The sequence below is a fragment of the Burkholderia sola genome, assembly GCF_905400185.1.
Classification (GTDB): Bacteria; Pseudomonadota; Gammaproteobacteria; order Burkholderiales; family Burkholderiaceae; genus Burkholderia; species Burkholderia sola.
Genome location: NZ_FR989677.1, coordinates 20,908 through 47,557 on the forward strand (window position 1 = coordinate 20,908; position 26,650 = coordinate 47,557).

General features: G+C 67.9%; 23 protein-coding genes. 14 read left to right on the top strand and 9 right to left on the bottom strand.

Going from position 1 to position 26,650, the window contains the following annotated elements; all coding sequences use genetic code 11:
* The 6 genes from KR541_RS30110 to KR541_RS30135 all read left to right on the top strand — a co-directional run bounded on the left by KR541_RS30110 (position 1) and on the right by KR541_RS30135 (position 6,753).
* Positions 1-1,005, top strand: a complete 1,005-nt coding sequence (locus KR541_RS30110; protein WP_216090021.1) for a cyclodeaminase — start codon at positions 1-3, stop codon at positions 1,003-1,005.
* 10 nt (positions 1,006-1,015) lie between these two features.
* Positions 1,016-2,224 (top strand): ectoine hydrolase DoeA, encoded by a 1,209-nt coding sequence (gene doeA, locus KR541_RS30115; protein ID WP_089490154.1) that lies wholly within the window; start codon positions 1,016-1,018, stop codon positions 2,222-2,224.
* Between the two features lie 4 nt (positions 2,225-2,228).
* Complete coding sequence (gene doeB / locus KR541_RS30120) at positions 2,229-3,254, top strand: N(2)-acetyl-L-2,4-diaminobutanoate deacetylase DoeB (RefSeq protein WP_089490153.1); 1,026 nt, start codon at positions 2,229-2,231, stop codon at positions 3,252-3,254.
* Positions 3,255-3,267: 13 nt separating this feature from the next.
* Complete coding sequence (locus KR541_RS30125; RefSeq protein WP_050015654.1) at positions 3,268-3,738, top strand: Lrp/AsnC family transcriptional regulator; 471 nt, start codon at positions 3,268-3,270, stop codon at positions 3,736-3,738.
* Between the two features lie 121 nt (positions 3,739-3,859).
* On the top strand, positions 3,860-5,338 hold the full coding sequence (locus KR541_RS30130; RefSeq protein WP_213346831.1) for an NAD-dependent succinate-semialdehyde dehydrogenase: 1,479 nt from the start codon (positions 3,860-3,862) through the stop codon (positions 5,336-5,338).
* A gap of 20 nt (positions 5,339-5,358) precedes the next feature.
* Positions 5,359-6,753 (top strand): aspartate aminotransferase family protein, encoded by a 1,395-nt coding sequence (locus KR541_RS30135; protein ID WP_216090022.1) that lies wholly within the window; start codon positions 5,359-5,361, stop codon positions 6,751-6,753.
* 140 nt (positions 6,754-6,893) lie between these two features.
* Here the strand turns inward: KR541_RS30135 and KR541_RS30140 are convergent, their stop codons facing one another.
* Entirely contained in the window at positions 6,894-7,826 is a 933-nt protein-coding gene (locus KR541_RS30140) for an MBL fold metallo-hydrolase (protein WP_050015650.1), read from the bottom strand.
* A gap of 307 nt (positions 7,827-8,133) precedes the next feature.
* A complete protein-coding gene (locus KR541_RS30145) occupies positions 8,134-9,516 on the bottom strand; it encodes an MFS transporter (protein ID WP_089490151.1) in 1,383 nt (460 codons plus the stop codon).
* Between the two features lie 263 nt (positions 9,517-9,779).
* On the opposite strand from KR541_RS30145, the gene KR541_RS30150 reads away from it, so the two are divergent.
* Positions 9,780-10,067: a DUF1330 domain-containing protein gene (locus KR541_RS30150; RefSeq protein WP_050015648.1), complete on the top strand. Its 288-nt coding sequence runs from the start codon at positions 9,780-9,782 to the stop codon at positions 10,065-10,067.
* Positions 10,068-10,086: 19 nt separating this feature from the next.
* On the opposite strand, the gene dhaL is transcribed toward KR541_RS30150, so the two are convergent.
* Together dhaL and KR541_RS30160 are read right to left on the bottom strand one after the other, a co-directional pair.
* Complete coding sequence (gene dhaL / locus KR541_RS30155; RefSeq protein WP_050015646.1) at positions 10,087-11,787, bottom strand: dihydroxyacetone kinase subunit DhaL; 1,701 nt, start codon at positions 11,785-11,787, stop codon at positions 10,087-10,089.
* 247 nt (positions 11,788-12,034) lie between these two features.
* On the bottom strand, positions 12,035-13,162 hold the full coding sequence (locus KR541_RS30160) for a sigma-54 interaction domain-containing protein (protein WP_080334318.1): 1,128 nt from the start codon (positions 13,160-13,162) through the stop codon (positions 12,035-12,037).
* Positions 13,163-13,615: 453 nt separating this feature from the next.
* Between KR541_RS30160 and msuE the strand changes: the two genes are divergently transcribed.
* Entirely contained in the window at positions 13,616-14,176 is a 561-nt protein-coding gene (msuE, locus tag KR541_RS30165; protein ID WP_050015644.1) for an FMN reductase, read from the top strand.
* Between the two features lie 37 nt (positions 14,177-14,213).
* Positions 14,214-15,317: a dimethylsulfone monooxygenase SfnG gene (gene sfnG, locus KR541_RS30170; RefSeq protein WP_216090023.1), complete on the top strand. Its 1,104-nt coding sequence runs from the start codon at positions 14,214-14,216 to the stop codon at positions 15,315-15,317.
* 59 nt (positions 15,318-15,376) lie between these two features.
* On the opposite strand, the gene KR541_RS30175 is transcribed toward sfnG, so the two are convergent.
* Entirely contained in the window at positions 15,377-16,024 is a 648-nt protein-coding gene (locus tag KR541_RS30175) for a LysE family translocator (RefSeq protein ID WP_050015704.1), read from the bottom strand.
* 111 nt (positions 16,025-16,135) lie between these two features.
* Here KR541_RS30175 and KR541_RS30180 point away from each other — a divergent pair, with 111 nt between their 5' ends.
* Entirely contained in the window at positions 16,136-16,984 is an 849-nt protein-coding gene (locus KR541_RS30180; protein WP_050015640.1) for a LysR substrate-binding domain-containing protein, read from the top strand.
* A 21-nt stretch (positions 16,985-17,005) separates the two neighbouring features.
* Here KR541_RS30180 and KR541_RS30185 read toward each other — a convergent pair whose 3' ends face one another.
* Entirely contained in the window at positions 17,006-17,896 is an 891-nt protein-coding gene (locus tag KR541_RS30185; RefSeq protein WP_050015638.1) for a LysR substrate-binding domain-containing protein, read from the bottom strand.
* Positions 17,897-18,047: 151 nt separating this feature from the next.
* Here KR541_RS30185 and ydiJ point away from each other — a divergent pair, with 151 nt between their 5' ends.
* Positions 18,048-21,095 (top strand): D-2-hydroxyglutarate dehydrogenase YdiJ, encoded by a 3,048-nt coding sequence (gene ydiJ, locus KR541_RS30190; RefSeq protein ID WP_050015637.1) that lies wholly within the window; start codon positions 18,048-18,050, stop codon positions 21,093-21,095.
* A 95-nt stretch (positions 21,096-21,190) separates the two neighbouring features.
* Here ydiJ and KR541_RS30195 read toward each other — a convergent pair whose 3' ends face one another.
* The 3 genes from KR541_RS30195 to KR541_RS30205 all read right to left on the bottom strand — a co-directional run bounded on the left by KR541_RS30195 (position 21,191) and on the right by KR541_RS30205 (position 24,214).
* Positions 21,191-21,502: an XRE family transcriptional regulator gene (locus KR541_RS30195; protein ID WP_216090024.1), complete on the bottom strand. Its 312-nt coding sequence runs from the start codon at positions 21,500-21,502 to the stop codon at positions 21,191-21,193.
* Positions 21,503-21,589: 87 nt separating this feature from the next.
* Positions 21,590-22,744, bottom strand: a complete 1,155-nt coding sequence (locus KR541_RS30200; protein ID WP_050015633.1) for a branched-chain amino acid ABC transporter substrate-binding protein — start codon at positions 22,742-22,744, stop codon at positions 21,590-21,592.
* 570 nt (positions 22,745-23,314) lie between these two features.
* Positions 23,315-24,214, bottom strand: coding sequence for a DMT family transporter (locus tag KR541_RS30205; RefSeq protein ID WP_216090025.1), 900 nt, complete (start codon positions 24,212-24,214; stop codon positions 23,315-23,317).
* Between the two features lie 57 nt (positions 24,215-24,271).
* On the opposite strand from KR541_RS30205, the gene KR541_RS30210 reads away from it, so the two are divergent.
* The 3 genes from KR541_RS30210 (at position 24,272) to KR541_RS30220 (ending at position 26,645) form a co-directional block, all read left to right on the top strand.
* Positions 24,272-25,234 (top strand): LysR substrate-binding domain-containing protein, encoded by a 963-nt coding sequence (locus KR541_RS30210; RefSeq protein WP_216090026.1) that lies wholly within the window; start codon positions 24,272-24,274, stop codon positions 25,232-25,234.
* A 220-nt stretch (positions 25,235-25,454) separates the two neighbouring features.
* Positions 25,455-26,120 (top strand): hypothetical protein, encoded by a 666-nt coding sequence (locus KR541_RS30215; RefSeq protein WP_050015628.1) that lies wholly within the window; start codon positions 25,455-25,457, stop codon positions 26,118-26,120.
* A 60-nt stretch (positions 26,121-26,180) separates the two neighbouring features.
* The gene (locus KR541_RS30220) at positions 26,181-26,645 is read left to right on the top strand and encodes a sodium:proline symporter (RefSeq protein ID WP_209924177.1); all 465 of its coding nucleotides are present in this window, start codon (positions 26,181-26,183) and stop codon (positions 26,643-26,645) included.
* Positions 26,646-26,650 lie beyond the last annotated feature (5 nt).

Consider the following 26,650-nt stretch of genomic DNA (forward strand, 5'->3'; position numbering starts at 1 on the left):
ATGGCCCATCCCGTCACGTTGCTTGGCCACGCGCAACTGCGTGCGCTGGTGCCACTCGATCTCGCCGCGATCGACCAGGTCGAGGCCGCGTTCGCGTCGCTCGCGACCGACGCCGTCGTGATGCCGCCGATCCTGAATCTTGCGCTGCCCGAGCGCCACGCCGAAGTGGACGTGAAGACGGCGTACCTGCCGCGCTTCGACAGCTTCGCGATCAAGGTCAGCCCCGGTTTCTTCGACAACCCGTCGCTCGGGCTGCCGAGCCTGAACGGGCTAATGCTCGTGCTGTCGGCGCGTACCGGCCTGACCGAGGCCGTGCTGCTCGACAACGGTTACTTGACAGCCGTGCGCACCGCGGCCGCCGGCGCCGTGGCCGCGCGCCGGCTCGCGCGCGCCGATGCGCGCCGCGCGGCGATCGTCGGCGCGGGCGAACAGGCGCGGTTGCAGCTTGCCGCGCTGATGCTCGTGCGCGACATCACGCACGTGACGGTGTGGGCGCGCGATGCCGAACGTGCCGCGCGATTCGCGGCCGACGTGCGTGCCGCGCACGGGATCGACGCGGTCGTCGCGCGCTCGGTGCACGCGGCGCTCGCCGACGCGGACATCGCGGTGACGACCACGCCGAGCCGTGCGCCGCTCGTGCACGCGGAAGATCTGCACCCCGGGCTGCACGTGACGGCGATGGGTTCGGATGCGGATTACAAGACCGAACTCGCGCCGTCGGTATTCGGCGCCGCGCGCTATTTCTGCGACCGGCTGCGGCAGACCCGCGTGGCCGGCGAGCTCGCGCATGCGATCGCGGCCGGCGCCGTTGCAGCCGACGCGGTGTTTCCCGAACTCGGCGAAGTGATCGCCGGCCGCCGAGACGGCCGCACGCATCGCGACGACGTCACGATCTGCGACCTGACCGGCACCGGCGCGCAGGACACCGCGATTGCCGTGCTCGCGCTGCAACGCGCCCGCGCGGCGGAAGTGGGCACGATTTTTCACAACGACCTCACGACTTGAGAGGAGACAGATGTCCGCAGTCATCGAAACCCAGACAGCCGCGCCGCGGCTCGCGTTCGCGCGCAGCGAATATGCCGCGCGCATCGCGAAGACACGCGCGGCGATGGAGCGGGCCGGCATCGACCTGCTGATCGTCACCGACCCGACCAACATGGGCTGGCTCACCGGCTATGACGGCTGGTCGTTCTACGTGCACCAGTGCGTGCTGCTCGCACTGGACGGCGAACCCGTGTGGTTCGGCCGCGGCCAGGACGCGAACGGCGCGAAGCGCACCGCGTTCATGGCGCACGAGAACATCGTCGGGTATCCAGACCATTACGTGCAGTCGACGGCCTGCCATCCGATGGACTACCTGTCCACGGAAGTGATCGCCGCGCGCGGCTGGAGCGCGCTGCGCATCGGCGTCGAACTCGACAACTACTACTTCAGCGCAGCGGCATACGCGTCGTTGCAGAAGCATCTGCCGGCCGCGCGCTGGGTCGATGCGACCGCGCTCGTCAACTGGCAGCGCGCGGTGAAGTCGCCGCGCGAGATCGAGTACATGCGCGTGGCCGCGCGCATCGTCGAGCGGATGCATGCGCACATCGTCGAGACGATCGAGCCGGGCATGAAGAAAAGCGACCTGGTCGCGCAGATCTATGCGACCGGGATCGGCGGTGCGGGAGGCTTCGGCGGCGACTACCCGGCGATCGTCCCGCTGCTGCCGACCGGCGCCGACGCGGCCGCGCCGCACCTGACGTGGGACGACTCGACGTTCGCGCGCGGCGCCGGCACGTTCTTCGAGATCGCCGGTTGCTACCGCCGTTATCACTGCCCGCTGTCGCGCACCGTCTATCTCGGCAAGCCGCCCGCGCACTTCATCGAAGGCGAGCGCGCGGTGGTCGAAGGGATCGAGGCCGGGCTCGCGGCCGCGAAGCCGGGCAACGTATGCGAGGACATCGCGAACGCGTTCTTCGCGGTGCTGCGCCGCGCGGGCATCGACAAGGACAGCCGCTGCGGCTACCCGATCGGCGCGAGCTATCCGCCCGACTGGGGCGAGCGCACGATGAGCCTGCGCCCGGGCGACCGGACGGTGCTGGAACCCGGCATGACGTTCCATTTCATGCCCGGGCTGTGGCTCGACGACTGGGGGCTGGAGATCACGGAGAGCATCCTGATCACCGAGACCGGCGTCGAGACGTTCTGCAACGCACCGCGCAAGCTGTTCGTAAAGGAGTAGGGCGATGCGTGCTTCCCCGATCACGCCGACCGTCGATTTCGACGCGGACGGCGAACAGCACGGCTTCCTGAAGCTGCCTTACTCGCGCGACGATTCCGCGTGGGGCGCGATCATGATTCCGGTGACCGTCGTGAAGCGCGGCGACGGGCCGACGGTGTTGCTGACCGGCGGCAATCACGGCGACGAATACGAAGGGCCGGTCGCGCTGTCGAAGCTCGCCGGCTCGCTGAAGGCGGCCGACGTGACCGGCCGCGTGATCGTCGTGCCGTTCATGAACTACCCGGCGTTCCGCGCCGGTTGCCGCACGTCGCCGATCGATGCGGGCAACCTCAATCGCAGCTTCCCGGGCCGACCGGACGGCACGGTGACCGAGAAGATCGCCGACTACTTCCAGCGCCACCTGCTGCCGCTCGCGACGCACGTGCTCGACATTCACGCGGGCGGGCGCACGCTCGACTTCGTGCCGTTCGCGGCGATTCACGTGCTGCAGGATCGCGACCAGGAAGCGCGCTGCGAGCGCGCGATGCGTGCGTTCGGCGCGCCGTATTCGATGCGCATGCTGGAACTCGACAGCGTCGGCCTGTACGACAGCGCGGCCGAGGAAGCCGGCAAGGTGTTCGTGTCGACCGAGCTGGGCGGCGGCGGCACGTCGACGGCGACGAGCGTCGCGATCGCCGAGCGCGGCGTGTATGGATTGCTTGCGCATGCGGGCGTGATCGCCAAGGACGTCATCGATGGCAACGCGCCGCGTACGACGACGCTGCTCGACATGCCGGACGGCTCTTGCTACACGACGAGCGAGCATCACGGGCTGCTCGAGATGTGCCGCGATCTCGGCAGCGAGGTCGAGGCCGGCGACGTGCTCGCGCGCGTGCACGACATCGACCGCACGGGCGTCACGCCCATCGAGTACGTCGCACGGCGGCGCGGGCTGCTCGCGGCCCGGCACTTCCCGGGCATCGTGCAACCGGGCGACACGATCGCGGTGGTCGCCGACATCGTCGAGCGCAACATCCCGGTCGCCGTATAAGGACGCGCACGACGTGATCAAGCTCGACCGATACGACCTCGCGATCCTGCACTTGCTCGAGCGCGACGGGCGCATCACGAAGTCGAAGCTCGCGGAAGCCGTGAACCTGTCGATTTCGCCCGCATGGGAGCGCGTGCGCAAGCTCGAGGAAAGCGGCGTGATCCGCGGCTATCGCGCGGACGTCGACTGGATCGGCGCGTTCTCCGGCAGCCGCATCGTCGTCGAAGTGACGCTGTCGCGGCACACCGCGCCCGACATGCGGCGCTTCGAGGATCGCGTGGCCGCCGCGCCCGAAGTCGCGCAGTGCTATGCGACGGGCGGTGGCGTCGACTACGTGCTGCACGTGGTCGCGCGCGACATCGACCATTACCAGCGCTTCATCGATGCGTTGCTGATGGAAGACCTCGGCATCGAGCGCTACTTCACGTACATCGTGACGAAGGTCGTGAAGTGCGGCTCCGGCGGCGCGCCGGACTGGCTGTAAAAGTTCGCGCCGGCGCGCGGCAATACGGAAAAAACCGGCATTTCCCGCCGTGCAAACCGAAATTTCCGCATGCGCGGGCGCGACACAATGAAGTTCGTGCCCACCAACCAGGAGACGCAGCATGCTGCCCGGACACCCCGTTCTGTTCAAGTCGACCTGCTACGTCGATGGTCGCTGGATCCACAGCGACAGTGCCGCGACGGTCGCCGTCGTGAACCCCGCCGATCAGGCCGTGATCGGCCACGTGCCGATGCTCGAACGCGCGCAAATCGTCGGTGCCGTCGACGCCGCGCAGCGCGCGTACGACACGTGGCGCTGGACGCCGCAGGCCGCACGCAGCGCGGCATTGCTGCGCTGGCATGCGCTGATCCTGCGTCACGTCGACGATCTGGCCGCGCTGCTGTCGCTGGAACAGGGCAAGCCGCTGGCCGAAGCGCGCGGCGAGATCCGCTATGCGGCCAGCTTCGTCGAATGGTTCGCGAACGAGGCGAAACGTGTCGCGGGCCGCACGATTCCGACGCATATCGACGGCGCGCATCTCGGCACCGTGATGGAGCCGGTCGGCGTCGCGGCGCTGATCACGCCGTGGAATTTCCCGGCCGCGATGATCACGCGCAAGGCGGCGGCCGCGATCGCGGTCGGTTGTACCGTGGTCGTGAAGCCCGCGCACGAAACGCCGTTCTCGGCGCTCGCGCTCGCGCAGCTCGCCGACGAGGCCGGCTTCCCGGCCGGCGTGTTCAACGTGGTGCTCGGCGAGCCGCAGATGGCGATGGAAACGCTGGTCGGCGATACGCGTGTGCGTGCGGTCAGCTTCACCGGCTCGACGCGGGTCGGGCGGCTCGTGACCGAGACCGCCGCGAAGGCCGGCATCCGCAAGATCGCGCTCGAACTGGGCGGCAACGCGCCGTTCATCGTGACCGAGGATGCGGATCTCGACCAGGCGGTGCGGATTGCCGTCGGCGCGAAGTTCCAGACGTCCGGCCAGGACTGCTGCGCGGCGAACCGGATTCTCGTCGCGCGACCGCTGTACGACGCGTTCGTCGAACGGTATGCGAACGCGGTGCGCGCGCTGAGGACGGGGCCTGCGTTCGAGCAAGGCGTCGACGTCGGTCCGCTGATGCATCAGGCCGCGTTCGACGCGACCGTCGCACGCGTCGACGATGCGCGGGCACGCGGCGCGCGCATCGTCGCGGGCGGCCGGCCGCACGCGCTCGGCGGCTGGTTCTACGAGCCGACCGTGATCGCGGATGCCGCGCCGGGCATGCGCGTGGTCGACGAGGAAAACTTCGCGCCGATCTCGGCCGTCTGCGCGTTCGACACGCTCGACGAAGCGGTAAAAACGGCCAACGACACCGAGTACGGGCTCGCCGCGTACGTATGCGCGACGCGCATCGACACGATCTTCCAGCTCGTGCGGCGGCTCGATTTCGCGATGGTGTCGGTCAACGGCGTGAAATTCACCGGCGCGCCGATCCCGTTCGGCGGGATGAAGGCGTCGGGACTCGGGCGCGAAGGCGGCGCCGAAGGCTTCGAGCCGTTCACCGAAACCAAGTACTTCTGCCTCGGCAATCTCGGCCTGCCTGTCGCGGCGACGGCCTGACCCATTCAAAGGAGCACATCATGACAAAATCGATCGACGTACTGCTGCGCGAGGACCGCGCCCACTTCATGCACCCGTCGACGCACGCGTACGACCACGAGACCGGCGCGCTGCCGGGCAAGATCGTGCGCGGCGGCGAAGGCATCCGCATCGAGGATCACCAGGGCAAGCAATATATCGACGCGTTCGCCGGCCTCTACTGCGTGAACATCGGCTACGGCCGCACCGAAGTGGCCGACGCGATGCATGAGCAGGCGAAGCAGCTCGCGTACTACCACACGTACGTCGGCCATGCGTCGGACGCGATCATCGAGCTGTCGTCGCGCATCATCGACTGGTCGCCGGCCGGGATGAAGAAGGTCTATTACGGGATGTCGGGTTCCGATGCGAACGAAACGCAGGTCAAGATCGTCTGGTACTACAACAACGTGCTCGGCCGCCCGAACAAGAAGAAGATCATCTCGCGCGAGCGCGGCTATCACGGCTCGGGCATCGTGACGGGCAGCCTCACGGGCCTGCCGAGCTTCCATCAGCATTTCGACCTGCCGATCGACCGCGTGAAGCATACGGTGTGCCCGCACTGGTATCGAAAGGCGCCGGCCGGCATGAACGAAGCGCAGTTCGTCGCGTACTGCGTCGACGAACTCGAGCAACTGATCGCGCGCGAGGGCGCCGACACGGTCGCCGCGTTCATCGCGGAGCCGGTGATGGGCACGGGCGGCATCATCGAACCGCCGGCCGGCTACTGGCCCGCGATCCAGGCCGTGCTGCGCAAGCACGACATCCTGCTGATCTCGGACGAAGTCGTGTGCGGGTTCGGGCGTCTCGGCTCGAAGATGGGCGCACAGCACTTCGGGATCGAGCCCGACCTGATCACGGTCGCGAAGGGGCTGACGAGCGCGTATGCGCCGCTGTCGGGCGTGATCGTCGGCGAGAAGGTGTGGGACGTGATCGCGCGCGGCTCGCAGGAACACGGGCCGATGGGGCACGGCTGGACGTATTCGGGGCACCCGGTGTGCGCGGCCGCCGCGCTCGCGAACCTTGCGATCCTGGAGCGCGAGAACCTCGTTGGCAACGCTGCGGAAGTGGGCGCGTATTTCGGCGCGAAGCTGCGCGATGCATTCGGCGCGCATCCGCTCGTCGGCGAGGTGCGCAGCGTCGGCATGCTGGCCGCGCTCGAGTTCATGGCCGACAAGGACGCGCGCACGCCGTTCGATCCCGCGCTGAAGATCGGTGCGCAGGTGTCGGCTGCCGCGTTGCAGCGCGGCGTGATCGCGCGGGCGATGCCGCATGGCGACATTCTCGGGTTTGCGCCGCCGCTCGTGATGACGCGTGCTGAAGCCGACGAGATCGTCGCGATCGTGAAGGACGCGGTGGATGAGGTCGCGGAGCGGAATCTTTCGACCGTCGCTTGATTATCAAGCGGTGCTGATGCGCGCTCCGGCGCGTGAGGTGACGCCGCCGCATGCGAGTGCGGCGGCGTCTTTTTTGCCGGTATGGTTCGCGGAAACCGTCAGCGCATCGCCTGCGGTGCGCGTCGGCTACCGGCCGTCACTCAGTAATCCCACACGACCGGAACGAAACGGAACCCGTCGCCGTGCCGCGCAACGTGCCCGATGGACGGGAACGCGACATGGGCCGCGGCCAGCAGCGCGCCGGTGTCGGCGGCTTCGTTGAACAGTGCGAGACGCACGTCGACCGCCGCGTCCGGATCGTGTTCGAAGCCGTTTTGCCAGTCGGGATTGTCGAAGTTGACTTCGAAAATCGCGTCGCCCGCGAACGTCAGCTTCTCCCCTTTCGATGCGATGTCGACCACGCAGTGGCCCGGCGTATGGCCGCCCGTCACCCGCGCCGACACGCCCGCCGCGACTTCCACGGTCCGGTCGAACGGCACGATGTTTTCGCCATGGAGTTCCACGAACGTCGCGGCCGCCTTGCGCAGCGCGGGCGGAACGGTTTCCGGCATCACCGTCTTGCTGAAGTCCGGATTTTTCCAGAACGCCACTTCCGCGGCCGATACGTGAATGCGTACGTCGGGGCGCAGCTTCGCCTTGACGCCGTCGACGTTCAGCCCGCCGACGTGATCCATGTGCATGTGCGTGATCACGATATCGGTGATCGCAGCCAGGTCGATGCCGGCCGATTCCAGACGCATCACCGAGCGCCCGGCGCGCGTGAAGTATTCGAAGCCGTCGCCCACGCCCGAATCGATCAGGATCAGGCGATCGCCGCTGCGCACGAGCGCGATGTTGAGCGCCCAGTCGAACATGTCGCGTTGCAGGAAACGGCCGTCGAACCATGCGTTGCGATCCGCTTCGCTCACATTGGTGGACATGGTGGAAGTCGGCAGCGGCAGCACGCCGTCGCTGATCAGCACGACATCGACATCGCCGATGCGTACGGCGTAGCGGGACGGAACGAGCTCGCCCGAAGCTTCGTTGCCCAGGGGTTCGATGACCGGCTGGACGTTGCGGATGGGTGCGTTCATGTTCAGTAATCCTGTTCGTCGAGTGAGGTAATCCGCACTGCGCGGCGCAGCGCGGTTCGCGAGCGCGATCGTGAAGATCGCGCTTCGGTTCGCCCGGATTCCGGTTGAGGGTGAGCGTGTGAGCGATTGTAGTGACGGCCGATACATGCCGACAGCGCCGCAGGTGCGCACATCGTGTTGTCCGGACGACAACAATCCGGCGGCGGCTTCAGCCGCCCGAAATGCACATCGCCCGCCATCCGTTGCCGGACGGCGGGCGATGCAATGGATGCCGTTTATGGGAAGCCGGGCGCCGCCGGGGCGCGGGTCAGCCCGGCTGGCCGGGGAGGGTGTCGCCGCGCAGCGAACACCCGCGCGTCTCGATCACCGCCAGCAGCGCGATCAGCCCGACCGCACAGGCGGCCATCATGTAGTACGCGGGAATCAGCGCGTTGCCGGTCTTGCCGATCAGCCAGTCGTTGACGATCGGCGCGGTGCCGCCGAACAACGACGTCGACACGTTGTACGCGATCGCCATGCCCGCATACCGGACGTGGGTCGGGAACATCGCCGGGAACATCGCGGAAATGGTGGCGAGCTGCGGCACGTAGAGCACGCCGAGCACCGCGAAGCCGATGAAGGCGCCGAGCGGACCGTGCGTCATCAGCGTGAACATCGGCACGGCCGCGACGAACAGCCCGACCAGCGAGAACCACCACATCGTCTTGCGACCGACGCGATCCGACAGCCAGCCGGCGAACGGCAGCAGCACCATCATCGCGAGCATGCCGATCAACGGAATCAGCAGCGACATGTTCTCGCTGACGCCGAGTTCCTTGTGCATGTAGGTCGGCATGTACGCGAGCAGCACGTAGTTGACGACGTTCAATGCGACGACGAGCCCGCCGAGCAGCAGCAGCGGCTTCGCATAGCGCACCAGCAGCAGCCGGATCGGCAGCGCGGCGGCGACGCTTTTCTCGCGGCGGTGCGCCTGTTCCTCGAGCTCGCGGAACACCGGCGTTTCCTCAAGGCGCGAGCGCAGGTAGAAGCCGATCAGGCCGAGCGGCGCGGCGACCAGGAACGGCAGGCGCCAGCCCCACGCATGCATCGCCGAATCGCCGAGCAGCAGCGCGAAGCCGAGCATCAGGAACGCACCGAGCGAGAAGCCGGCGAGCGTCGCGAATTCGAGGAAGCTGCCGCACAGGCCGCGCCGCGAATCGGGCGCGTATTCGGCGATGAAGGTGGCTGCGCCGCCGTATTCGCCGCCGGTCGAGAAGCCCTGCACCATGCGCAGCACGATCAGTGCGGCCGGCGCGAGCCAGCCGGCCGTCGCATAGCTCGGCAGCACGCCGACGAGCAAGGTGGCGCCCGACATCGTCAGCACCGTCAGCGCGAGCACGCGCTTGCGGCCGAGCCGGTCGCCGAGCGGGCCCCAGAACAGGCTGCCGAGCGGGCGGATCAGGAACGAGATCGCGAACGTGCCGAGCGCGAACAGCGTCGCGCTGGCCGTGTTGCCGGGAAACAGCGCGGCGGAAATATACGCGAGGCCGTACGCGTAAATGCCGTAATCGAACCATTCGGTCGCGTTACCGAGCGCGGCGGCCGTGATCGCGACCCGCGGCAGGCTATGCGGCTCGTCGCCGCGGGAAGCCGTCTCGTCCGGAACGGACGCGGCGGCGGAAACGGAAGTCCACGATGGCACGTATCGCATGAGGGGTCCTCGCTATCAGCGTGCGCCCGGGCGGGCGCCGACGAGGATCAAAGTAATCCCGCCAATTAGCGCTGCCCGATGTCATAGGACGATGTGGAGATCGGGGTTTTCCCGCGCCGTGGCGGGCGGCCCGCGGAGGCCGTGGCCGGCTCGGCGCGGCGCCGGTCGGCGAACGGCGGTAAGCTGCGCGCTGCCACGCGGGATTTCTCGGACTGTGCCGCGCGTGGCGTCCCTTTTTTCACCCTTGATCAGGAGCGCATATCGTGGCGACCTACATCGTCTTTACACGGGAAAGCACGCAGAACCAGCAGGAGCTCGACCTCTACTCGAGCCAGGTCGGCGCGACCCTTGCCGGCCATCCGGTGAAGGTGCTCGCCGCCTATGGGCCGCAGGAAATCCTCGAGGGTGAAGGCCCGGAAGGCGTCGTGATCGTCGAGTTCCCGTCGAAGGAGGCCGCGCACGCGTGGTATCACGGCCCCGAATACCAGGCGGTCGTCCAGCACCGCTTCAACGGCGCGCGCTATCGCGCGGTGCTGGTCGAAGGCGTCTGAACGCGGCCGCGCGCGCCCGTTACCGCACGTGCGGCAGCAGCGCGCGCAGCCAGTACGCGACGGCCACCGCACCGCCATCCGGCGTGCCGATCGCACGCTCGCCGAGATAGCTGGCCCGTCCCGCGCGCGGCGTCATGCGCGTCGTTTTCTCCGCGCCTCGCTCGGCCGCGTCGACGGCCGCCGTCCATGCGCTCGCGGGATCGCGATCGCTGTCGAGCGCGCGGCCGAATGCGTCGACGGCCGGCGCCAGCGCATCGAGCATCGTCCGGTCGCCGGCCTGCGCGCCGCCGAGTTCGCCGATCGAATCCACCGCCGCGCGGAACGCCGCAGCCCAGTCGCGCGGCGACGGCTCGGCGATATCGGCCAGCCGGCGCGACGCGCGCAGCAGCGCGGTCGCATAGAACGGCCCGGAGCTGCCGGCGATCGCGCGGCGCAACGCGGCGCCGAGCGCTGCCAATGCACCCGACGGCGTACCGTACGCGGTGTCGGGCAGTTCGAGGATCGCCTGCGCGGCGCGGCGCATGCTCGCGCCGAGATCGCCGTCGCCGGCTGCCGCATCGAGATCCGTCAACGTCTGCTCGTGATCGATCAGCGTTTGCGCGACCGCGCGCAGCGCCGGTTGCAGGCGCGCGGCCCATGCGCGGCCGGCCGCATCGAGCGGCGGCGGCGGCGCGTCCTGCGACGCGGCCGCGGCCACGCGAATCTGCGTGTTCACGAGGCCGCCGCCCGGCCATGCGCGCGCCTGCGTCGGCGCGTCGAGCAGCGCCGCGCGCTCGTCGTTCAGCCGCAGCACCGAGATCGAGCAGCCCGGCATGTTCAGCGCGGACAGGAACGTGCCGGCCCACGCGCGCGCGACGACGATGCCGCGCCGGGTCAGGTTGTCGAATGCGGCGCGCAGCACGATCGCGAGTTCCATGTCCGGCGTCGCGCCGAGGCCGTTGACGAACAGCGCGACGCGCTCGTCGCGCTCGAGCACGAGATCGGCGACGATGCTCGACAGCAGCGTGTCGGCCAGCGCGTCGGCCGGTAACGGCGCGCGACGCTCGACGCCTTTCTCGCCATGGATGCCGAGGCCCAGCTCGATTTCGTGATCGGCGAGGCTGAAGCCCGACTTGTCGGCGCCCGGGATCGTGCAGCCGTCGAGCGCGACGCCCATCGTGCCGAGTTCGGCCGCCGCGTCGCGCGCGATGCTCGCGACGCGGGCAAGCGGCAGTCCGCGCGCGGCGGCGGCGCCCGCTAGCTTGTGGATCAGCACGGTGCCGGCGATCCCGCGTCGCTGGCCGCGTTCGACGCGGCCGCGCAGCGATACGTCGTCGGCGACGATGACGGTTTCGACCGGAATGCCTTCCGCACGCGCGAGCTCGGCGGCGAGCCCGAAATTGAGCCGGTCGCCGGTGTAGTTCTTCACGATCAGCAGCGCGCCGTTCGGGCCGGCGCTCGCGCGGATCGCGGCGAGCACGGCGTCGGTCGACGGCGACGTGAACACTTCGCCGCACACGGCCGCGCTCAGCATCCCTTCGCCGACATAGCCGCCGTGCGCGGGCTCGTGGCCGCTGCCGCCGCCTGACAGGATCGCGACCGGCCGCTGCGACGGCTCGGCCAGCGGCTGGCGCACGAGCACGTGCTCGTCGCCGAGGATCGCGAGATGCGGCGATTGCCGCGCGATGCCTTCCAGCATTTCTCGCACGACGTCGGACGGGCGGTTCACAAGCTTTTTCATGGCGACGGTTCCGGACGGGTGAACGGGGCTCGGCCGGACACGCACGGGGCGCCGGACGGCTTTCGTGTTGCGGAGGATCGTGCGTGTGCTGTTGCCGGTCACGGGCGGTCGTATACGGCGACCTGGTGCGGCGCGGGCAACGAAGCGTACGCTTCGCGCCACGATACATCAGGTTCGGATGTTGCGACACGGATCGCGGCGCGATGGCGTCATGGCGCCATGGCGTCGGGGCGCGCGCCGGATGCCGCTATTTCAGCGCGGCGATCGCCTTCGCGCGAATCAGCCGCGCACGCAGCACGTTACGACTGACGCCGAGCAACTGCGCGGCGCGGATCTGGTTGCGATGGCTGAATTCGAACGCGACGCGCATCACGGTGTCCTCGATGCGTTCGAAGAGATTGCCGTGCCCGTCGTCGAACAGGTCGCGCAGCGCGTGTTCGAGCGCCGCCTGTGCATCGGCGGACGACTCGGCCACAGGCGCGGCAACGGCCGGCAGGCACGGCGTCGCGATCTGCAGGTCGGTGTCCTGCAGCGCATCGTGACGGCTTACGAGCAGCGCGTGATGGATCACGTTTTCCAGTTCGCGGATATTGCCGGGCCAGCCGTGGGCCTCGAGCCGGCGCTCGGCACGCGGATCGATGCGGCGCGGCCCGCCGCCGAGCCGATCACGGTACATGTCGAAGAAGTGGCGCGCGAGCGGCAGGATGTCGCCCGGCCGGTCTCGCAGCGGCGGCACCGCGAGCTGCACGACGTTGAGCCGGTAGAACAGGTCGCCACGAAATTGCCCGGCCGCGACCGCTTGCTGCAAGTCGACGTTGGTCGCCGCGACCACGCGCACGTCGACCGGAATGCCCGTGCGTGACCCGAGCCGCACGACCTCGCGTTCCTGCAGCACGCGCAGCAGCTTGACCTGCATCGCGAGCGGCAGGTCGCCGATTTCGTCGAGGAACAGCGTGCCGCCGTGCGCGGCTTCGAACCAGCCGGGCTTCGCGCTGAATGCGCCGGTAAACGCGCCTTTCTCGTGACCGAACAGCTCGCTGTCGACGAGCGTTTCGGAGAAGGCGCCGCAGTTCACCGCGACGAACGGCCCCTCGCGCCGGGCGCCGAGATCGTGCACGCGGCGTGCGATCAATTCCTTGCCGGTGCCGGTCTCGCCGACGATCAGCACGTTCGCGTCGCTCGGCGCGACGCGGCGAACCTGTTCGAGCAGCGCGAGCGAGCGCGGATCGGCGAACACCTGCGCGTGCGCGCGTGACGGCGCGTAACGTTCGGGCTGCGTGAGCACGGGCGCCGCGGCCTGAAGCGCGGCCGGGTCGCGGGAAGCGTTGACGACACGAAGATTGAGCGGGCGCGGCGATGCGGAAATGGAAGTCATGGCGATGAACCGTTGGATGGCCGGGCAATGCGGGCCGGCTGCTGCGTGGTCAGCAGAGTGTTGAACGTTTCTCCGCGCGCGAAAAGCATCGATTTCTGATAACCAAAGCGCGATTGCTGCGGAACCCGCAATGGCGCGGACGAGCGGCGGTGTCGTGACGCCTTGTCGTCGAATTCGGTGCTATCGCGTGCGATGCGCTGCTGCCTGATCAGCAGCGCATCAGCAGGCCCGCTGCATGGTGTTCATCGCGTGACGGAATATCGATGTGACGCACGAACGGGAACGCTTGTCACTGTCGCGCATGAGGCCGAGCACCATTTCTGCTGGGCGATGGCGAAAAATTTCGGGATCCAGATGACCTTTCCGTCACGCACCCGAACCGATGGCACGCTCCTTGCTGACCCGAACCGGTATCGCCGCACGGCACGCGGCTTCACCACGGGAACGCATTGCATGAGCCACACCCTGAACGTCGTCGCGATATCGGGCAGCCTGCAGCGGCCGTCGCGCACCTTGGCGCTGACCGACGCGATCGTCGCGGCGCTCGGCGCCGCGCTGCCGATCGAGACGCGGCTGATCGAACTCGGCGAGATCGGCAGCCGGCTGGCCGGCGCGCTCACGCGCGCGCAGGTGCCGGCCGATCTCGATGCGCTGATCCGCGCGATCGAGACGGCGGACGCGCTCGTCGTCGCGAGCCCGGTGTATCGCGCGTCGTACACGGGCCTCTTCAAGCACCTGTTCGACCTCGTGCGCCACGACGCGCTCATCGACGTGCCCGTGCTGCTCGCGGCCACCGGCGGCAGCGAGCGTCATGCGCTCGTGATCGACCATCAGCTGCGCCCGCTGTTCAGCTTCTTTCAGGCGCGCACGCTGCCGATCGGCGTGTACGCGTCCGAAAGCGATTTCGATCGGTACCAGATCGCGAACCCGGCGTTGCGCGAGCGCATCGCGCTCGCCGTGGCGCGCGCGGTGCCGCAACTGCGCCCGCACGCGCTTTCCGCCGCGGCCGCGTAAGCCGCTTTTTCGTTCCCCCTTCGACCAGGACACCTTCATGAGCCTTCCCGACCCTTCCGCCGACGGCGTCAAATTCGCATACTGGGTGCCGAACGTCAGCGGCGGCCTCGTCGTCAGCACGATCGAGCAGCGCACCGACTGGAGCCTCGAATACAACCAGAAGCTTGCACGCACGGCCGAGGTGGCCGGCTTCGACTACGCGCTGAGCCAGATCCGCTTCACGGCCGGCTACGGCGCCGAATACCAGCACGAGTCGGTGTCGTTCAGCCAGGCGCTGCTGCATGCGACGACGAAGCTCAAGGTGCTCGCCGCGATCCTGCCGGGGCCGTGGCATCCGGCCGTGGTCGCGAAGCAGCTCGCGACGATCGACCACATCTCGAACGGGCGCATCGCGATCAACGTCGTGAGCGGCTGGTTCAAGGGCGAATTCACCGCGATCGGCGAGCCGTGGCTCGAGCACGACGAACGCTATCGACGTTCGAAGGAATTCATCCAGGCGCTGAAGGGCATCTGGACGCAGGACAATTTCACGTTCAAGGGCGACTTCTACCGCTTCAACGATTACACGCTGAGCCCGAAGCCGGTGCAGAAGCCGCATCCGGAAATCTTCCAGGGTGGCAGCTCGCGCGCGGCGCGCGACAACGCGGCGAGCGTGTCGGACTGGTATTTCACGAACGGCAATACGCCGGAGAACCTGAAAGCGCAGATCGACGACATTCGCGCGAAGGCGGCCGCGAACGACCATCGCGTGCGGATCGGCGTCAATGCATTCGTGATCGCGCGCGACACCGAGGAAGAGGCGAAGGCCGTGCTCGACGACATCATCCGGCACGCGCACGTCGAGGCCGTGCACGCGTTCGGCGATGCGGTGAAGCAGGCCGGCAAGGCGTCGCCCGAAGGCGAGGGCAACTGGGCGAAATCGACGTTCGAGGATCTCGTGCAGTACAACGACGGCTTCCGCACGAACCTGATCGGCACGCCGCAGCAGATCGCCGAGCGGATCGTCGCGCTGAAGGCGATCGGCGTCGATCTCGTGCTGGCCGGGTTCCTGCATTTCATCGAGGAAGTCGAGTACTTCGGCAAGCGCGTGTTGCCGCTCGTGCGCGAACTCGAGGCACAGCGGCAGGCCATCGCTGCGTGACGCCGCCCGCCGCCGGCGCGTGGCCCGCGATCGTGCGGACGCGCGCGGCGGCACGACGCTTACGCGATTCCCGCCAACTTCGACGCGTCGATCATCATCTCCACGCCGAGGCCGCCGAGCACCGCGCCCATCGCCCAGCGCTGCGCGAGCAGCAGCGTCGGGCGGCCATGCAGGAACTTCGCGAGGCTGCCCGAGCAGATCGCGACCATCCCATTGGCCGACGCGAACGCGGCGATCAGCAGCGAGCCGAGAAACAGCGACTGGCCGAACACGCTGCCTTGCCCGTAGTCGATGAACTGCGGCAGCAGCGACACGAACAGCATCGCGAGCTTCGGGTTCAGCACGCTGGTCGTCGCGCCCATCGCGAGCAGCCGCAGCGGCTGCTCGTTCGGCAGCGTCTTCACTTCGAACGGCGAGCGGCCGCCCGGCCGCACCGCCTGCCACGCAAGGTACAGCAGATAGGTCGCGCCGACCGCGCCCAGCACGCTGCCCGCGTAGGGCACGCTCATGAACAGCGTCGTGATGCCGAACGCCGCGGCGAACATGTAGAACAGGTAACCGAGCATCACGCCGGCGAGCGACACCAGCCCGGCCGCCCGCCCTTGCGCGATCGAGCGCGACATCACGTAGACCATGTTCGGCCCCGGCGTGACCGCGAGCATGCCGCCGATGACGAGAAACCCGTAGAGCGATCCGGACGTGTGCATGTTTTCCGCTTCCTGCATCGAATGAGTGCTGACGGAGTTCATTGTCCGGCGCTGGAAGCGAACAGTAAAACGGGATAAACTGAATCGATTGATCAGTTTTTCTGAATCGACATGAAGAAGCTCGACCTCGATGTGCTCGCGATGGTGGTGGCCGTTGCGGAATCCGGATCGTTCGCGCAGGGCGCGCAAGTTGTGCACCGGTCGCCGTCGGCGGTGAGCATGCAGATCAAGACGCTGGAGGACGCGCTCGGCAAGCCGCTGTTCATTCGCGACACGCGCAACGTGACGGCGACCGACGACGGCAGGATGCTGGCCGACTACGGCCGCCGGATGCTCGCGATGCGCGACGAGGCATGGGCGTCGGTCGTGCGTCCGGAGATCCGCGGCCGCGTGACGATCGGCGTGCCCGACGATTACATCTCGTCGCTGCTGCCGCAGGTGCTCGGCAAGTTCGCCGCGATGCATCCGCGCGTGGAGGTGCGCGTGATCGGCCAGCCGAGCAGCGCGCTCGTGCCGATGCTGAAGGACAACACGGTCGATCTCGCATGCCTGACCCGCGTCAAGGGCGTGTCCGGCGAGCTGATCCGGCTCGAGCCGATCGTCTGGACGGGATCGGCGAAACGGAACGTATGGGAAGAGCGGCCGCTGCCGGTCGCGCTGTTCTCGCACGGCAGCATGGCGCGCGATCATGCGATCAAGGCGCTGAACCGGCGGAAGATTCCGTTCCGGATGTCGTATGAAAGCCCGAGCTTTCTCGGGCTGCTCAGCATGGTCGAGGCCGGCCTCGCGATCGCGCCGCTCGCGCGCTGCTGCGTGCCCGATCACCTGTTGCAGCTGTCGGAGAGCCACGGGCTGCCGTCGCTCGGCGAACTCGAGGTCGTGCTTGCACGCAGCGCGCAGTCCGCGCGGCCGCCGTGCGACTACCTCGCCGAGCAGATTCTCGGTGAATGGCGCGCCTGAGGTCCGCCTACTGGCAGCGCGTCAGCACGACGCCAGCAGCCATTCCCGGAAGGCGACCAGCGACGGCAGCGTGTCGTTGCCAGGCGGGTAGACGAGGTAATAGCTGCGCTGGCTGGTAATCGCGTCGCCGATCGACACGAGCTCGCCGCGGCTCAATTCGTCCTCCACGAGCACCTTCGGCACCAGCCCGATCCCCATTCCCGCGCGCACGGCCTGGATCAGGTGCGACGTCAGCTCGAAGCTCGGGCCGACGCGCATCTGGCGATGATCGAGCCGATAGTGCGAGAACCACTCGGCCCAGGCCTGCTGATTGCTCGTCACGCCCAGCAGCGTCTGCTTCGCGGCCCAGGCCGGCGTGCGCGCGTCGGCCTGGCGGCCGCGGCCCGTGTCGGGCGGCGCGATCGCGACCAGGAACTCGTTGTACAGCCGGTGCGCGTGCAGGCCCGGCCAGTCGCCCGCGCCGACGGTGATCGCCGCATCGAGATCGTCGTTGAGGAAATCGATCGCGCCGATCCGTGAATGCAGGTGCACGGTCACGCCCGGATGCGCGGCGTAGAAGCCGTGCAGGTGCGGCAGCAGCCATTTCGAGCCGAAGGTCGGCAGCGTGGCCAGCCGCAGCGAGCCGGCGCCCGCCTGATGCGACATCGCCTGCAGCGTCGCGCCGCGAATGCGCCCGAGCGCGCCGCTCAGCTCGGCGAAGTAGCGGCGGCCGACTTCGGTCAGCTTGACCGAGCGGCCCTCGCGCCGGAACAGCGGCACGCCGAGTTGATCCTCGAGCGTCTGCACTTGCCGGCTGATCGCGCTCTGGCTCAGCGACAGCTCGTCGGCCGCGCGCGTGTAGCTTTCATGCCGCGCGGCGGCCTCGAATACGAGCAGCAGCGACATCGACGGGGTGAGGCGACGGTAATTCATGAGTTTTATGCAAGTTTCGCGGGGCGAGAATTCGTTTGTTTCTTGCGGAATGTCCAAAGATACTGGAATTCCCGGTTGTGCGGAAACTTGCCAAAAAATCATGTTTTGGCGCGCGAACCGGCTGGCTCCACCTACATTGCGCTTTTGCCCCATGTCGATCGTCCCGTTGCCCCGTCCCGTCAGCCCGTCCGCGAACGTTTACCGCGATTTTCTCGCCGCGCTGCAGGCGGCCGGCTTCGCCGGCGAAATCCATGCGGACCACGCGAACCGGACCGTGCAGGCCACCGACAACTCGATCTACCAGCGCCTGCCGCAGGCAGTGGTCTGCCCCGCGCATGCGGAAGATGTCCAACTGCTGGCCCGGCTGCTGGCCGAGCCCGCGCATCGTGACGTCGCGGTGGCCGCGCGCGGCGGCGGCACCGGCACCAACGGGCAGTCGCTGACCGACGGCATCGTCGTCGATCTGTCGCGCAACATGAACCGGATCCTCGAAATCAACGCCGAAGAGCGATGGGTGCGCGTGCAGGCCGGTGTCGTCAAGGATCAGCTGAATGCCGCGCTGAAGCCGCACGGGCTCTTCTTCGCGCCGGAGCTGTCGACGTCGAACCGCGCGACCGTCGGCGGGATGATCAACACCGACGCGAGCGGACAGGGCAGCTGCACGTACGGCAAGACGCGCGACCACGTGCTCGAACTCGATGTCGTGCTGATGGGCGGCGAGCGGCTGCACAGCGACGCGCTCGACGATGAGGAACTGGAACGCCGCTGCGCGCGGCAGGACCGCGTCGGCAAGGTGTATCGCACCGCGCGGCGCATCAGCGACGACAAGGCCGCGCTGATCGACGCGAAATTTCCGAAGCTCAACCGCTGCCTGACCGGCTATGACCTCGCGCACCTGCGCGAAGCGGACGGCCGCTTCAACCTGAACAGCGTGCTGTGCGGCGCGGAAGGCTCGCTCGGCTTCGTCGTCGAGGCGAAGCTCAACGTGCTGCCGATCCCGAAGTTTTCGGTGCTGGTCAACGTGCGTTACGCGGGCTTCATGGACGCGCTGCGCGACGCACGCACGCTGCTCGAACTCAAGCCGCTGTCGATCGAGACGGTCGACTCGAAGGTGCTGATGCTCGCGATGAAGGACTTCGTGTGGAGCAGCGTGGCCGAGTATTTCCCGCAGGACGACGCGCGTCCGACGCTCGGCATCAACCTGATCGAATTCAGCGGCGACGACGAACACGACGTCGATGCACGCGTGCGCGCGTTCGTCGAGCATTTGCGCACCGATACGAGCGTCGAGCGTCTCGGCCATACGCTCGCGACCGGCGACGATGCAGTCAAGCGCGTGTATGCGATGCGCAAGCGTGCGGTCGGGCTACTCGGCAACGTGCAGGGCGAGGCGCGTCCGCAGCCGTTCGTCGAGGACACCGCGGTGCCGCCCGAGAACCTCGCCGCGTACATCGCCGAATTCCGCGCGCTGCTCGACGGCCACGGGTTGCAGTACGGGATGTTCGGCCACGTCGATGCGGGCGTGCTGCACGTGCGTCCGGCGCTCGACATGAAGGACCCGAAGCAGGCCGCGCTGGTGCGGCCGGTGTCGGACGCGGTGGCCGAACTCACGCAGCGCCATGGTGGCCTTTTATGGGGCGAGCATGGCAAGGGCGTGCGTTCCGAATATGCGCCGGCGTTTTTCGGCGAGCTGTATCCGTCGCTGCAGCAACTGAAGGCCGCGTTCGATCCGCACAACCAGTTCAACCCGGGCAAGATCGCGACGCCGCCGGATTCGACGCTGCGGCTGCTGAAGATCGACGAGGTGCCGACGCGCGGCGACCACGACCGGCAGATCGACGAGCGCGTGTGGCAGAGCTACGGCACCGCGATGCATTGCAACGGCAACGGCGCGTGCTACAACTTCGATCCGGACGACGCGATGTGCCCGTCGTGGAAGGCGACGCGCGAACGCGTGCAGTCGCCGAAGGGGCGCGCGTCGCTGATGCGCGAATGGTTGCGTCTGCAAGGACAGGCCGGCGTCGACGTCGTCGCGGCGGGGCGCAAACGTCAGCCGTGGCTGCGCGGGCTGGTCGAGCGCTGGCGCAACAGCCGCCACGCGCGTCATGGCGACGCCGATTTCTCGCACGAGGTGTACGACGCGATGGCCGGCTGCCTCGCATGCAAGTCGTGCGCCGGGCAGTGCCCGGTCAAGGTGAACGTGCCCGAGTTCCGCTCGCGCTTTCTCGAGCTGTATCACCAGCGTTATCTGCGGCCGTTGCGCGACTACCTGATCGGTTCGCTCGAATTCACGATGCCGTGGATGGCGCGCGTGCCCACGCTGTACAACGGGCTGATGGGCGCCGGCTGGGTGCGGACGCTGCTCGAGCGCCACGTCGGCATGGTCGACAGCCCGCTGCTGAGCCGCTTCGATCTCGCAGCCGTGATCCGCTCATGGAACGTGAAGCCGGCCGATCCGCACGCGCTGGCCGCGCTGAGCGATGCGCAGCGCGCGTGCAGCGTCGTCATCGTGCAGGACACGTTCACGCGCTATTTCGATACCGACCAATTGGCGACGCTGATCGAGCTGGCGGCGCGCCTGGGCTTTCAGGTGTGGCTCGCGCCGCTCGCGCCGAACGGCAAGGCGCTGCACGTGCAGGGCTTTCTTCGCGCATTCGAACAGGCCGCGATCCGCAACGCGACGCAACTTGCGGCGCTGGCGCGCTCGGGTGTCGCGCTGGTCGGCCTCGATCCGGCAATGACGCTCACGTATCGGCAGGAATACCTGAAGGTGACGGGGCTCGCCGATGTGCCGAAGGTCGCGCTGCCGCAGGAATGGCTGCTGGATGCGCTGCCGGAAGCCGGTGCGGGCGGGGCGACGGTTTCGTATCGGCTGCTGCCGCACTGCACCGAGAAGACCAATGCGCCGGACAGCGGCAAGCAATGGGTGCAGGTGTTCGCGCGTCGCGGGCTGCGCTTGCAGGTTCAGGCGGCCGGGTGCTGCGGGATGTCGGGCACGTACGGACACGAGGCGCGCAATCTCGCGACGTCGAAGACGATCTATGCGCAGTCGTGGGCCGCGCACGTCGACGGGGCGGACGCGGAGGGCGAGGCGCTGGCGACCGGGTATTCGTGCCGCAGCCAGGTGAAGCGCCTGTCGTCGAAGCAGATGCGCCATCCGTTACAGGCGCTGCTCGATCACGTGCGGGCGGTGGGGTGACGACAGGGCGGTACGGGGCGCGCGGCGTGTAACGAGGCGTCGATCGCGCGTCGGGCGGCCATCCCCGTGCCGCTGTCGACCTCTGCCGGCGCTGGTCAGGCGTCGGCTTTCGCGGCTTTCGCGGCTTTCCGCGACCGCGGTTTTCCCGCTGCGGGAAACACGCCGACGCCGCGCGGCCGTTTCGGCTCGATCCGCATTTGCCGGATCACGCGCCGGAAATCGATCTCGTGCGCGGCCAGCGTGCCGATCAGTTTCGCGATGACCGCGAGGTGGGAAGGGACGGTGCCCTTGCTCGAATAGTTGGTGATCGAACTTTCGTTCATCCGGATCAGGCGGGCGAACTCGCGCGCCGTCAACTGCGCCTTCTTCAACTCCTGTTGAAATTCCGCATACGCCATTGCACACATGATGCTTCGTCTCCGTGATTCAGCATTCGGCCCGCGCGGCGCCGGCGCCGACGAGTGGCGTTCCCGTCGTGCCGGCGCCACGTCGGGTTACATCTTCACCTGGTCGAGGAAGGTCTTCTTGCCGCTCTTGTAGCCGTAGATCGAGATGATCCCGTGCGTCAGGTCGCCCTTCGCGTCGAACGTCGTCGTGCCGATCACGCCGTCGTATTTCGTCGCCGGCATCGCCGCGAGGATCTTCGCCGGGTCGGTGGAGTTCGCGCGCTTCATCGCGTCGACCGCGATGTAGACCGCGTCATACGCGAACGGCGCATCGAACTTGATGCCCTGGTTGAAACGCTTCTGGTACTTCGCGAGGAAGTCCGCGCCGCCCGGCATCTTCTCGAGCGCAGCGCCTGCCTGCGAGCACAGCACGTTGTCGGCCGCCGGGCCGGCCAGCTGGGCCAGCGAGTCGGTGCACACGCCGTCGCCGGACAGGATCTTCGCGCGTAGGCCGAGCTGTTTCGCCTGCTTCGCGAGCGGGCCGCCGGTCGCGTCCATGCCGCCGTACATGATCGCGTCGGGGTTCTCGCCCTTGATCTTCGTCAGGATCGCGCGGAAGTCGACCGCCTTGTCGTTGGTCGCGTCGTGCGACAGCACCTTCAGGCCGAGCGCCTTCGCCTTCTTCTCGAACTCGTTCGCGAGGCCTTGGCCGTACGCGGTCGAATCGTCGATCACCGCGACGCTCTTCACGCCCTTCGCCTGCGCATAGCTCGCGAGCGCCGGCCCCTGCTGCGCATCGGTCGCGACCACGCGGTAGGTCGTCTTGAAGCCCTGCTGCGTGTAGGTCGGGTTCGTGGCCGACGGCGAGATCTGCACGATGCCCGCGTCGCTGTAGATCTTCGACGCCGGAATCGACGTGCCCGAGTTCAGGTGGCCGATGACGGCGACGACCTTGTCGTCGACGAGCTTCTGCGCCACCTGCGTCGCCTGGCGCGGATCGGCCGCGTCGTCCTGCGCGTCGAGCTGCAGCGTGATCTTCTTGCCGCCGATCGTCAGGCCCTTCGCATTGATTTCCTCGACCGCGAGGCGCGCGCCGTTTTCATTGTCCTTGCCGAGGTGCGAAATGCCACCCGTCGTCGGTTCGACGCTGCCGATCTTCACGACCTGGTCGGCCATCGCGCTCGACGCGGCCGCGAACGCGGCGGCAGCCAGTGCAACGGTGATCAGGGGTTTGCAGCGCATGCCGACAGTGCTTCGTTCCATCTGCCATCTCCGAATTGAATGTCTTTCTATTGACGTCTCGACCGGCCGGCCAGGGGCCGGGGCGATCGGACGGTTTTCGCTACCCGTCATGGGCGTCGCTTGCATGGCGTCGGGCCGGGTGACTTGCCGCCCGGCCGAGGGAGCGAGCGCCTGACGCCATGCAATTCGTATGAATATATCGGAACCCGCTTCCGTGTGCTGCGGCGCGCTGCGGCGGCCCGCGGATTGCGGTTCGCTGTCGTAGGCCTTACGGCTGCATCCATTATTCGACCGGTCGCCACGGCGAAGCCATGGACACTGATGGGCGGTCAATCCGGAACTGTTCGGTCGATTTGTCTGCACAGTTTGGTCGGTTGCGCATCGCGTAGCCGGTTTCATGGTCGCGCTTCATCAAGCGTGATTGCCGCCGTAATGCAACTAACGGTCAAGTTCGATGACGCCCGCGAATGGGTGCCGATTGCACGGGCCGAACCGCGCATCCGGATCGACAAAGCCCGGGGCGTTTTTGGGGCCGGCGTCGCTTCTACATTCGGATCGTCGCGGCGGCCACGCAATTCGCTGCACGTCACGCTACGACCGCCCGCGCAACGCGACGACGACCACCCCCGCGATCGCCAGCAGGCCGCCGCACGCCGTCGCGATGCCGGGCCGCTCGCCCGTCAGCACCACCGACAGCAGCGTCGCGACCGCCGGTGTCAAATAGAGAAAGTTGGCCGCGCGCGCCGCGCCGAAGTAGCCGAGCGCGAAGGTCCAGGTCGCGTAACCGAGCGCGGCGGGAAAGACGCCGAGTACGACGACGGCCCACGCCGTGTCGCGCGACCCGCCGCCGAGCGACACGAGCGCGCCGGGCAGCCACGGCGCGAGCAGCACCGCGCCGGCCAGCAGCGTGTACGCGGTGCACGGCAGCGCGCCGTACACGGGAATCAGCCGCCGCTGCAACACGAAATAGCTGGCCGAACACAGCGCCGCGCCGAGGATCAGCGTGCTCCCCGAGCCGAGCACGAGGCCGCCGGGCTGCCCTTGTGCGATCACCGCGATGCCGGCCAGGCTGATCAGCGACCCGAGCCAGCCCCAGCGATTGAAGCGCTCGCGCAGAAACACGGCGGCCAGCAACGCGGTGAAGATCGGCAGCGTGTTCACGATGAAGCTCGCCGCGCCGGCCGACACGGTCTGTTCGCCGGTATTGAGCAGCGCGTTGTAGAGTGCGATGCCGAGCAGGCCGCACGCGAGAAAGCGCCACGCGTCGGCTTTCGTCGGCAGCGGCGGCCGTCGCCATGCGAGCCACGCGATCACGAACAACGCGGCGGTCGCGAAGCGCGCGGCCGCGAGCTGCAGCGGCGCGAGGCCGTGCAGGCCGATCCGGATGAACGGGAACGCGGACGCCCACGAGACGATCGTGAACGCGACCGCCGCTGCCGCGATGAGCGGTTGTCGCGCGCCGCGCGACGTCGGTGACGAAAGTGTATTCATGAAGCCATGGTGCGGCGTCGCGAGATGCTAAGCTAGCGCACAGATCAACACCCGGATATGAATATGGCTCACAGCTCGGGGGCACGGCGGGCCGACGGTCCGGCGCCGGTGCGCCCGGTGGCCGCCGCGCCGATGCCGGCCCCGCGGCCGCCGCTCGCGAGCCTCGAGACGGTCTGCACGGTGGCGCGCGAAGGTTCGTTTCTCGCGGCCGCCGACGTCTCCGGCGTCACGCACGGCGCGATCAGCCGACGGGTGGCCGCCGTGGAAAACTGGCTCGGGATGGCGCTGTTCGAGCGGCATGCGCGCGGCGTGCGCCTGACGCCGGACGGGCAGCGCTTCGTCGGCCGGATCGAGCAGGCGTTTGCGATCATCGACAGCGCGGCCGATCAGTGGCGCACGCCGCGCACGCCGCGGCTGGTCCGGATGAGCGTGGTGCCCGCGTTCGCGCAGCTGTGGCTGCTGGAGCGCCAGCAGATGCTCGAGCGTGAAGCGCCCGCGTTGCGCATCGAGCTCGGTATCGAGCTGCGCAACGTGGATATCGCCGGCGGTGAAGCGGATCTGTCGATCCGGTACGGGCGCGGCAACTGGCGTCGGCTCGACACCCGGCCGTTCATGCCGGAACGGCTGTATCCGGTCGCCCATCCGCGGCTCGCCGCGCAACTGGCCAGGATGCGCCGCGCAACGGGCGACGCCGCGCTGCTCGACATGCCGTTGCTGCACGATTCCGACGTGACCGGCTGGCGCACGTGGTTCGACGCGCTCGGCATTCCGTTCAAGCCGCGTGCGCAGGATCGCCGGTTCGAGGATTACAACCTCGTGCTCGCGGCGGCCGAAGCGGGGCTGGGCGTGGCGCTTGCGCGAACGCCGCTGGCGGATGCGTATCTGCAGCGCAGTGCGCTCGTGCGCGTGAGCCGCCACGAGGTCGATTCGCTGCTCAGCTATCACTTCGTGCATGCGAAGGGCGAGAGTCGGCCGGAGGTGCTCGCGTTGATGGAGCGGATGGTGAAGGCGCTGCGGTAGCGCGCACCCGGCGGTTCGCGCAGGCGACCGCTTCGGCACGCACGTCACGCGTGTGGCGGGCCGCCTGTCACGTTCGCTCGGCCGCGGCCGCCGAATCGTTACAATGCAGCCGCGGAATACGGCGAGATCGCCGCAGTGAAGCGGAATCGAGCCTTTGCCCGACGGCAGGGCAATCACCAACCATGACAGTACGGGTTCAAATTTGCACAAAAGGGAACCGATGAATAGACCAGACAAATCGTCGAAAGCGCGTGCGGCGCTGGATCAACTTTTTTCCGGCCTGGCGCCCACGGACGCGAAGCGCGAATCGCCGCGTCCGGGCAATCCGTTCGCAACGGACGACGAGGTGTCGAGCGCATCCGGCGGCCGCGGCGGGGTGGAAGTCACGCTGTCGACCCGCATCCAGCTGCGCGGTTATCCGAGCGCCGACGCGTTCATGAAGCGCATGGCCGAAGCGTGGGGCCTCGAGTGGGGCGCGTACGACAGCGTCCGCGCGGTGGCGACGCTGCCGGCCGGATGGCGCTCGCGCCGGCTGCCGGAAGTCACGCAGATCGTCGACGAACGCGACGTGCTGCGCGCCGAGAGCAGCCTGCAGGGCGGCGAGATGTCGTATCTGAAGGTGCATCCGCGCTACTACATCGATGCGCGCAAGCGTTTCGGCTGGAGCAAGTCGTCGAAGGCATCCGACGATCCGGATCTCGACGGCCCCGACTGGAACTGCTTCGTGATCGATCGGGAAAAGTCCGTCGAAGTGCACGAACTGACGACGTCGTCGTTGAAGGCCGACATGGACAATGCCCGCGCGACGCTGTTGAAATGGCTGGACGAGCACTATCCGAAACATCGCGACCCGTTTGCGTACTGGTCGGACTGCGAAGGGGCGTAGTACGCCGGTTTGCACGGCGGTTCGCTTGATGCATCGATCGGGCCGCCATGAGGACGAGCATTGAAGCAAGCGCGTGTGGTGTCGATTCTCTGGGCAGCGTTTGGCGCGGCGGTCGGATCGACCGTCATCGAATTGCTGCTCTGGGCAATCGCCGGCGATGACGCCATCCAGAATCTGTTCCGCGACGCGCGCCTCACGACCGCGATCGTGATGGGGCGAAGCGTGCTCGGGCCGTCCGGCGGCTTCGATCCGCTGGTGATGGGCGTGGCGACGCTCGTGCATGCGATGCTTTCGCTCGTCTATGCGGCCGTGCTGGCACGGCTGGTCCGCAGTCTGTCGTGCGTGGCCGCGCTGTTCGCGGGCGGCGCGTTCGGGCTGCTCCTGTACGGCGTGAACCTGTACGGGTTCACGGCGATCTTTCCGTGGTTCATCCCGGTTCGCGGCGCGATCACGCTGATCGCTCATCTGGTCTTCGGGATCACGGCAGCCGCGGTCTACTATGCGGCCCGACGCGAATCGGCGTAATGGCT

Coding starts and splice junctions, on each gene's coding strand:
- KR541_RS30110 (WP_216090021.1), top strand. CDS start 1: ATGGCCCATCCCGTCACGTTGCTTGGCCACGCGCAACTGCGTGCGCTG.
- doeA (WP_089490154.1), top strand. CDS start 1,016: ATGTCCGCAGTCATCGAAACCCAGACAGCCGCGCCGCGGCTCGCGTTC.
- doeB (WP_089490153.1), top strand. CDS start 2,229: ATGCGTGCTTCCCCGATCACGCCGACCGTCGATTTCGACGCGGACGGC.
- KR541_RS30130 (WP_213346831.1), top strand. CDS start 3,860: ATGCTGCCCGGACACCCCGTTCTGTTCAAGTCGACCTGCTACGTCGAT.
- KR541_RS30135 (WP_216090022.1), top strand. CDS start 5,359: ATGACAAAATCGATCGACGTACTGCTGCGCGAGGACCGCGCCCACTTC.
- KR541_RS30140 (WP_050015650.1), bottom strand. CDS start 7,826: ATGAACGCACCCATCCGCAACGTCCAGCCGGTCATCGAACCCCTGGGC.
- KR541_RS30145 (WP_089490151.1), bottom strand. CDS start 9,516: ATGCGATACGTGCCATCGTGGACTTCCGTTTCCGCCGCCGCGTCCGTT.
- dhaL (WP_050015646.1), bottom strand. CDS start 11,787: ATGAAAAAGCTTGTGAACCGCCCGTCCGACGTCGTGCGAGAAATGCTG.
- KR541_RS30160 (WP_080334318.1), bottom strand. CDS start 13,162: ATGACTTCCATTTCCGCATCGCCGCGCCCGCTCAATCTTCGTGTCGTC.
- msuE (WP_050015644.1), top strand. CDS start 13,616: ATGAGCCACACCCTGAACGTCGTCGCGATATCGGGCAGCCTGCAGCGG.
- sfnG (WP_216090023.1), top strand. CDS start 14,214: ATGAGCCTTCCCGACCCTTCCGCCGACGGCGTCAAATTCGCATACTGG.
- KR541_RS30175 (WP_050015704.1), bottom strand. CDS start 16,024: ATGCACACGTCCGGATCGCTCTACGGGTTTCTCGTCATCGGCGGCATG.
- KR541_RS30180 (WP_050015640.1), top strand. CDS start 16,136: ATGAAGAAGCTCGACCTCGATGTGCTCGCGATGGTGGTGGCCGTTGCG.
- KR541_RS30185 (WP_050015638.1), bottom strand. CDS start 17,896: ATGAATTACCGTCGCCTCACCCCGTCGATGTCGCTGCTGCTCGTATTC.
- ydiJ (WP_050015637.1), top strand. CDS start 18,048: ATGTCGATCGTCCCGTTGCCCCGTCCCGTCAGCCCGTCCGCGAACGTT.
- KR541_RS30195 (WP_216090024.1), bottom strand. CDS start 21,502: ATGTGTGCAATGGCGTATGCGGAATTTCAACAGGAGTTGAAGAAGGCG.
- KR541_RS30200 (WP_050015633.1), bottom strand. CDS start 22,744: ATGGAACGAAGCACTGTCGGCATGCGCTGCAAACCCCTGATCACCGTT.
- KR541_RS30205 (WP_216090025.1), bottom strand. CDS start 24,214: ATGAATACACTTTCGTCACCGACGTCGCGCGGCGCGCGACAACCGCTC.
- KR541_RS30210 (WP_216090026.1), top strand. CDS start 24,272: ATGAATATGGCTCACAGCTCGGGGGCACGGCGGGCCGACGGTCCGGCG.
- KR541_RS30215 (WP_050015628.1), top strand. CDS start 25,455: ATGAATAGACCAGACAAATCGTCGAAAGCGCGTGCGGCGCTGGATCAA.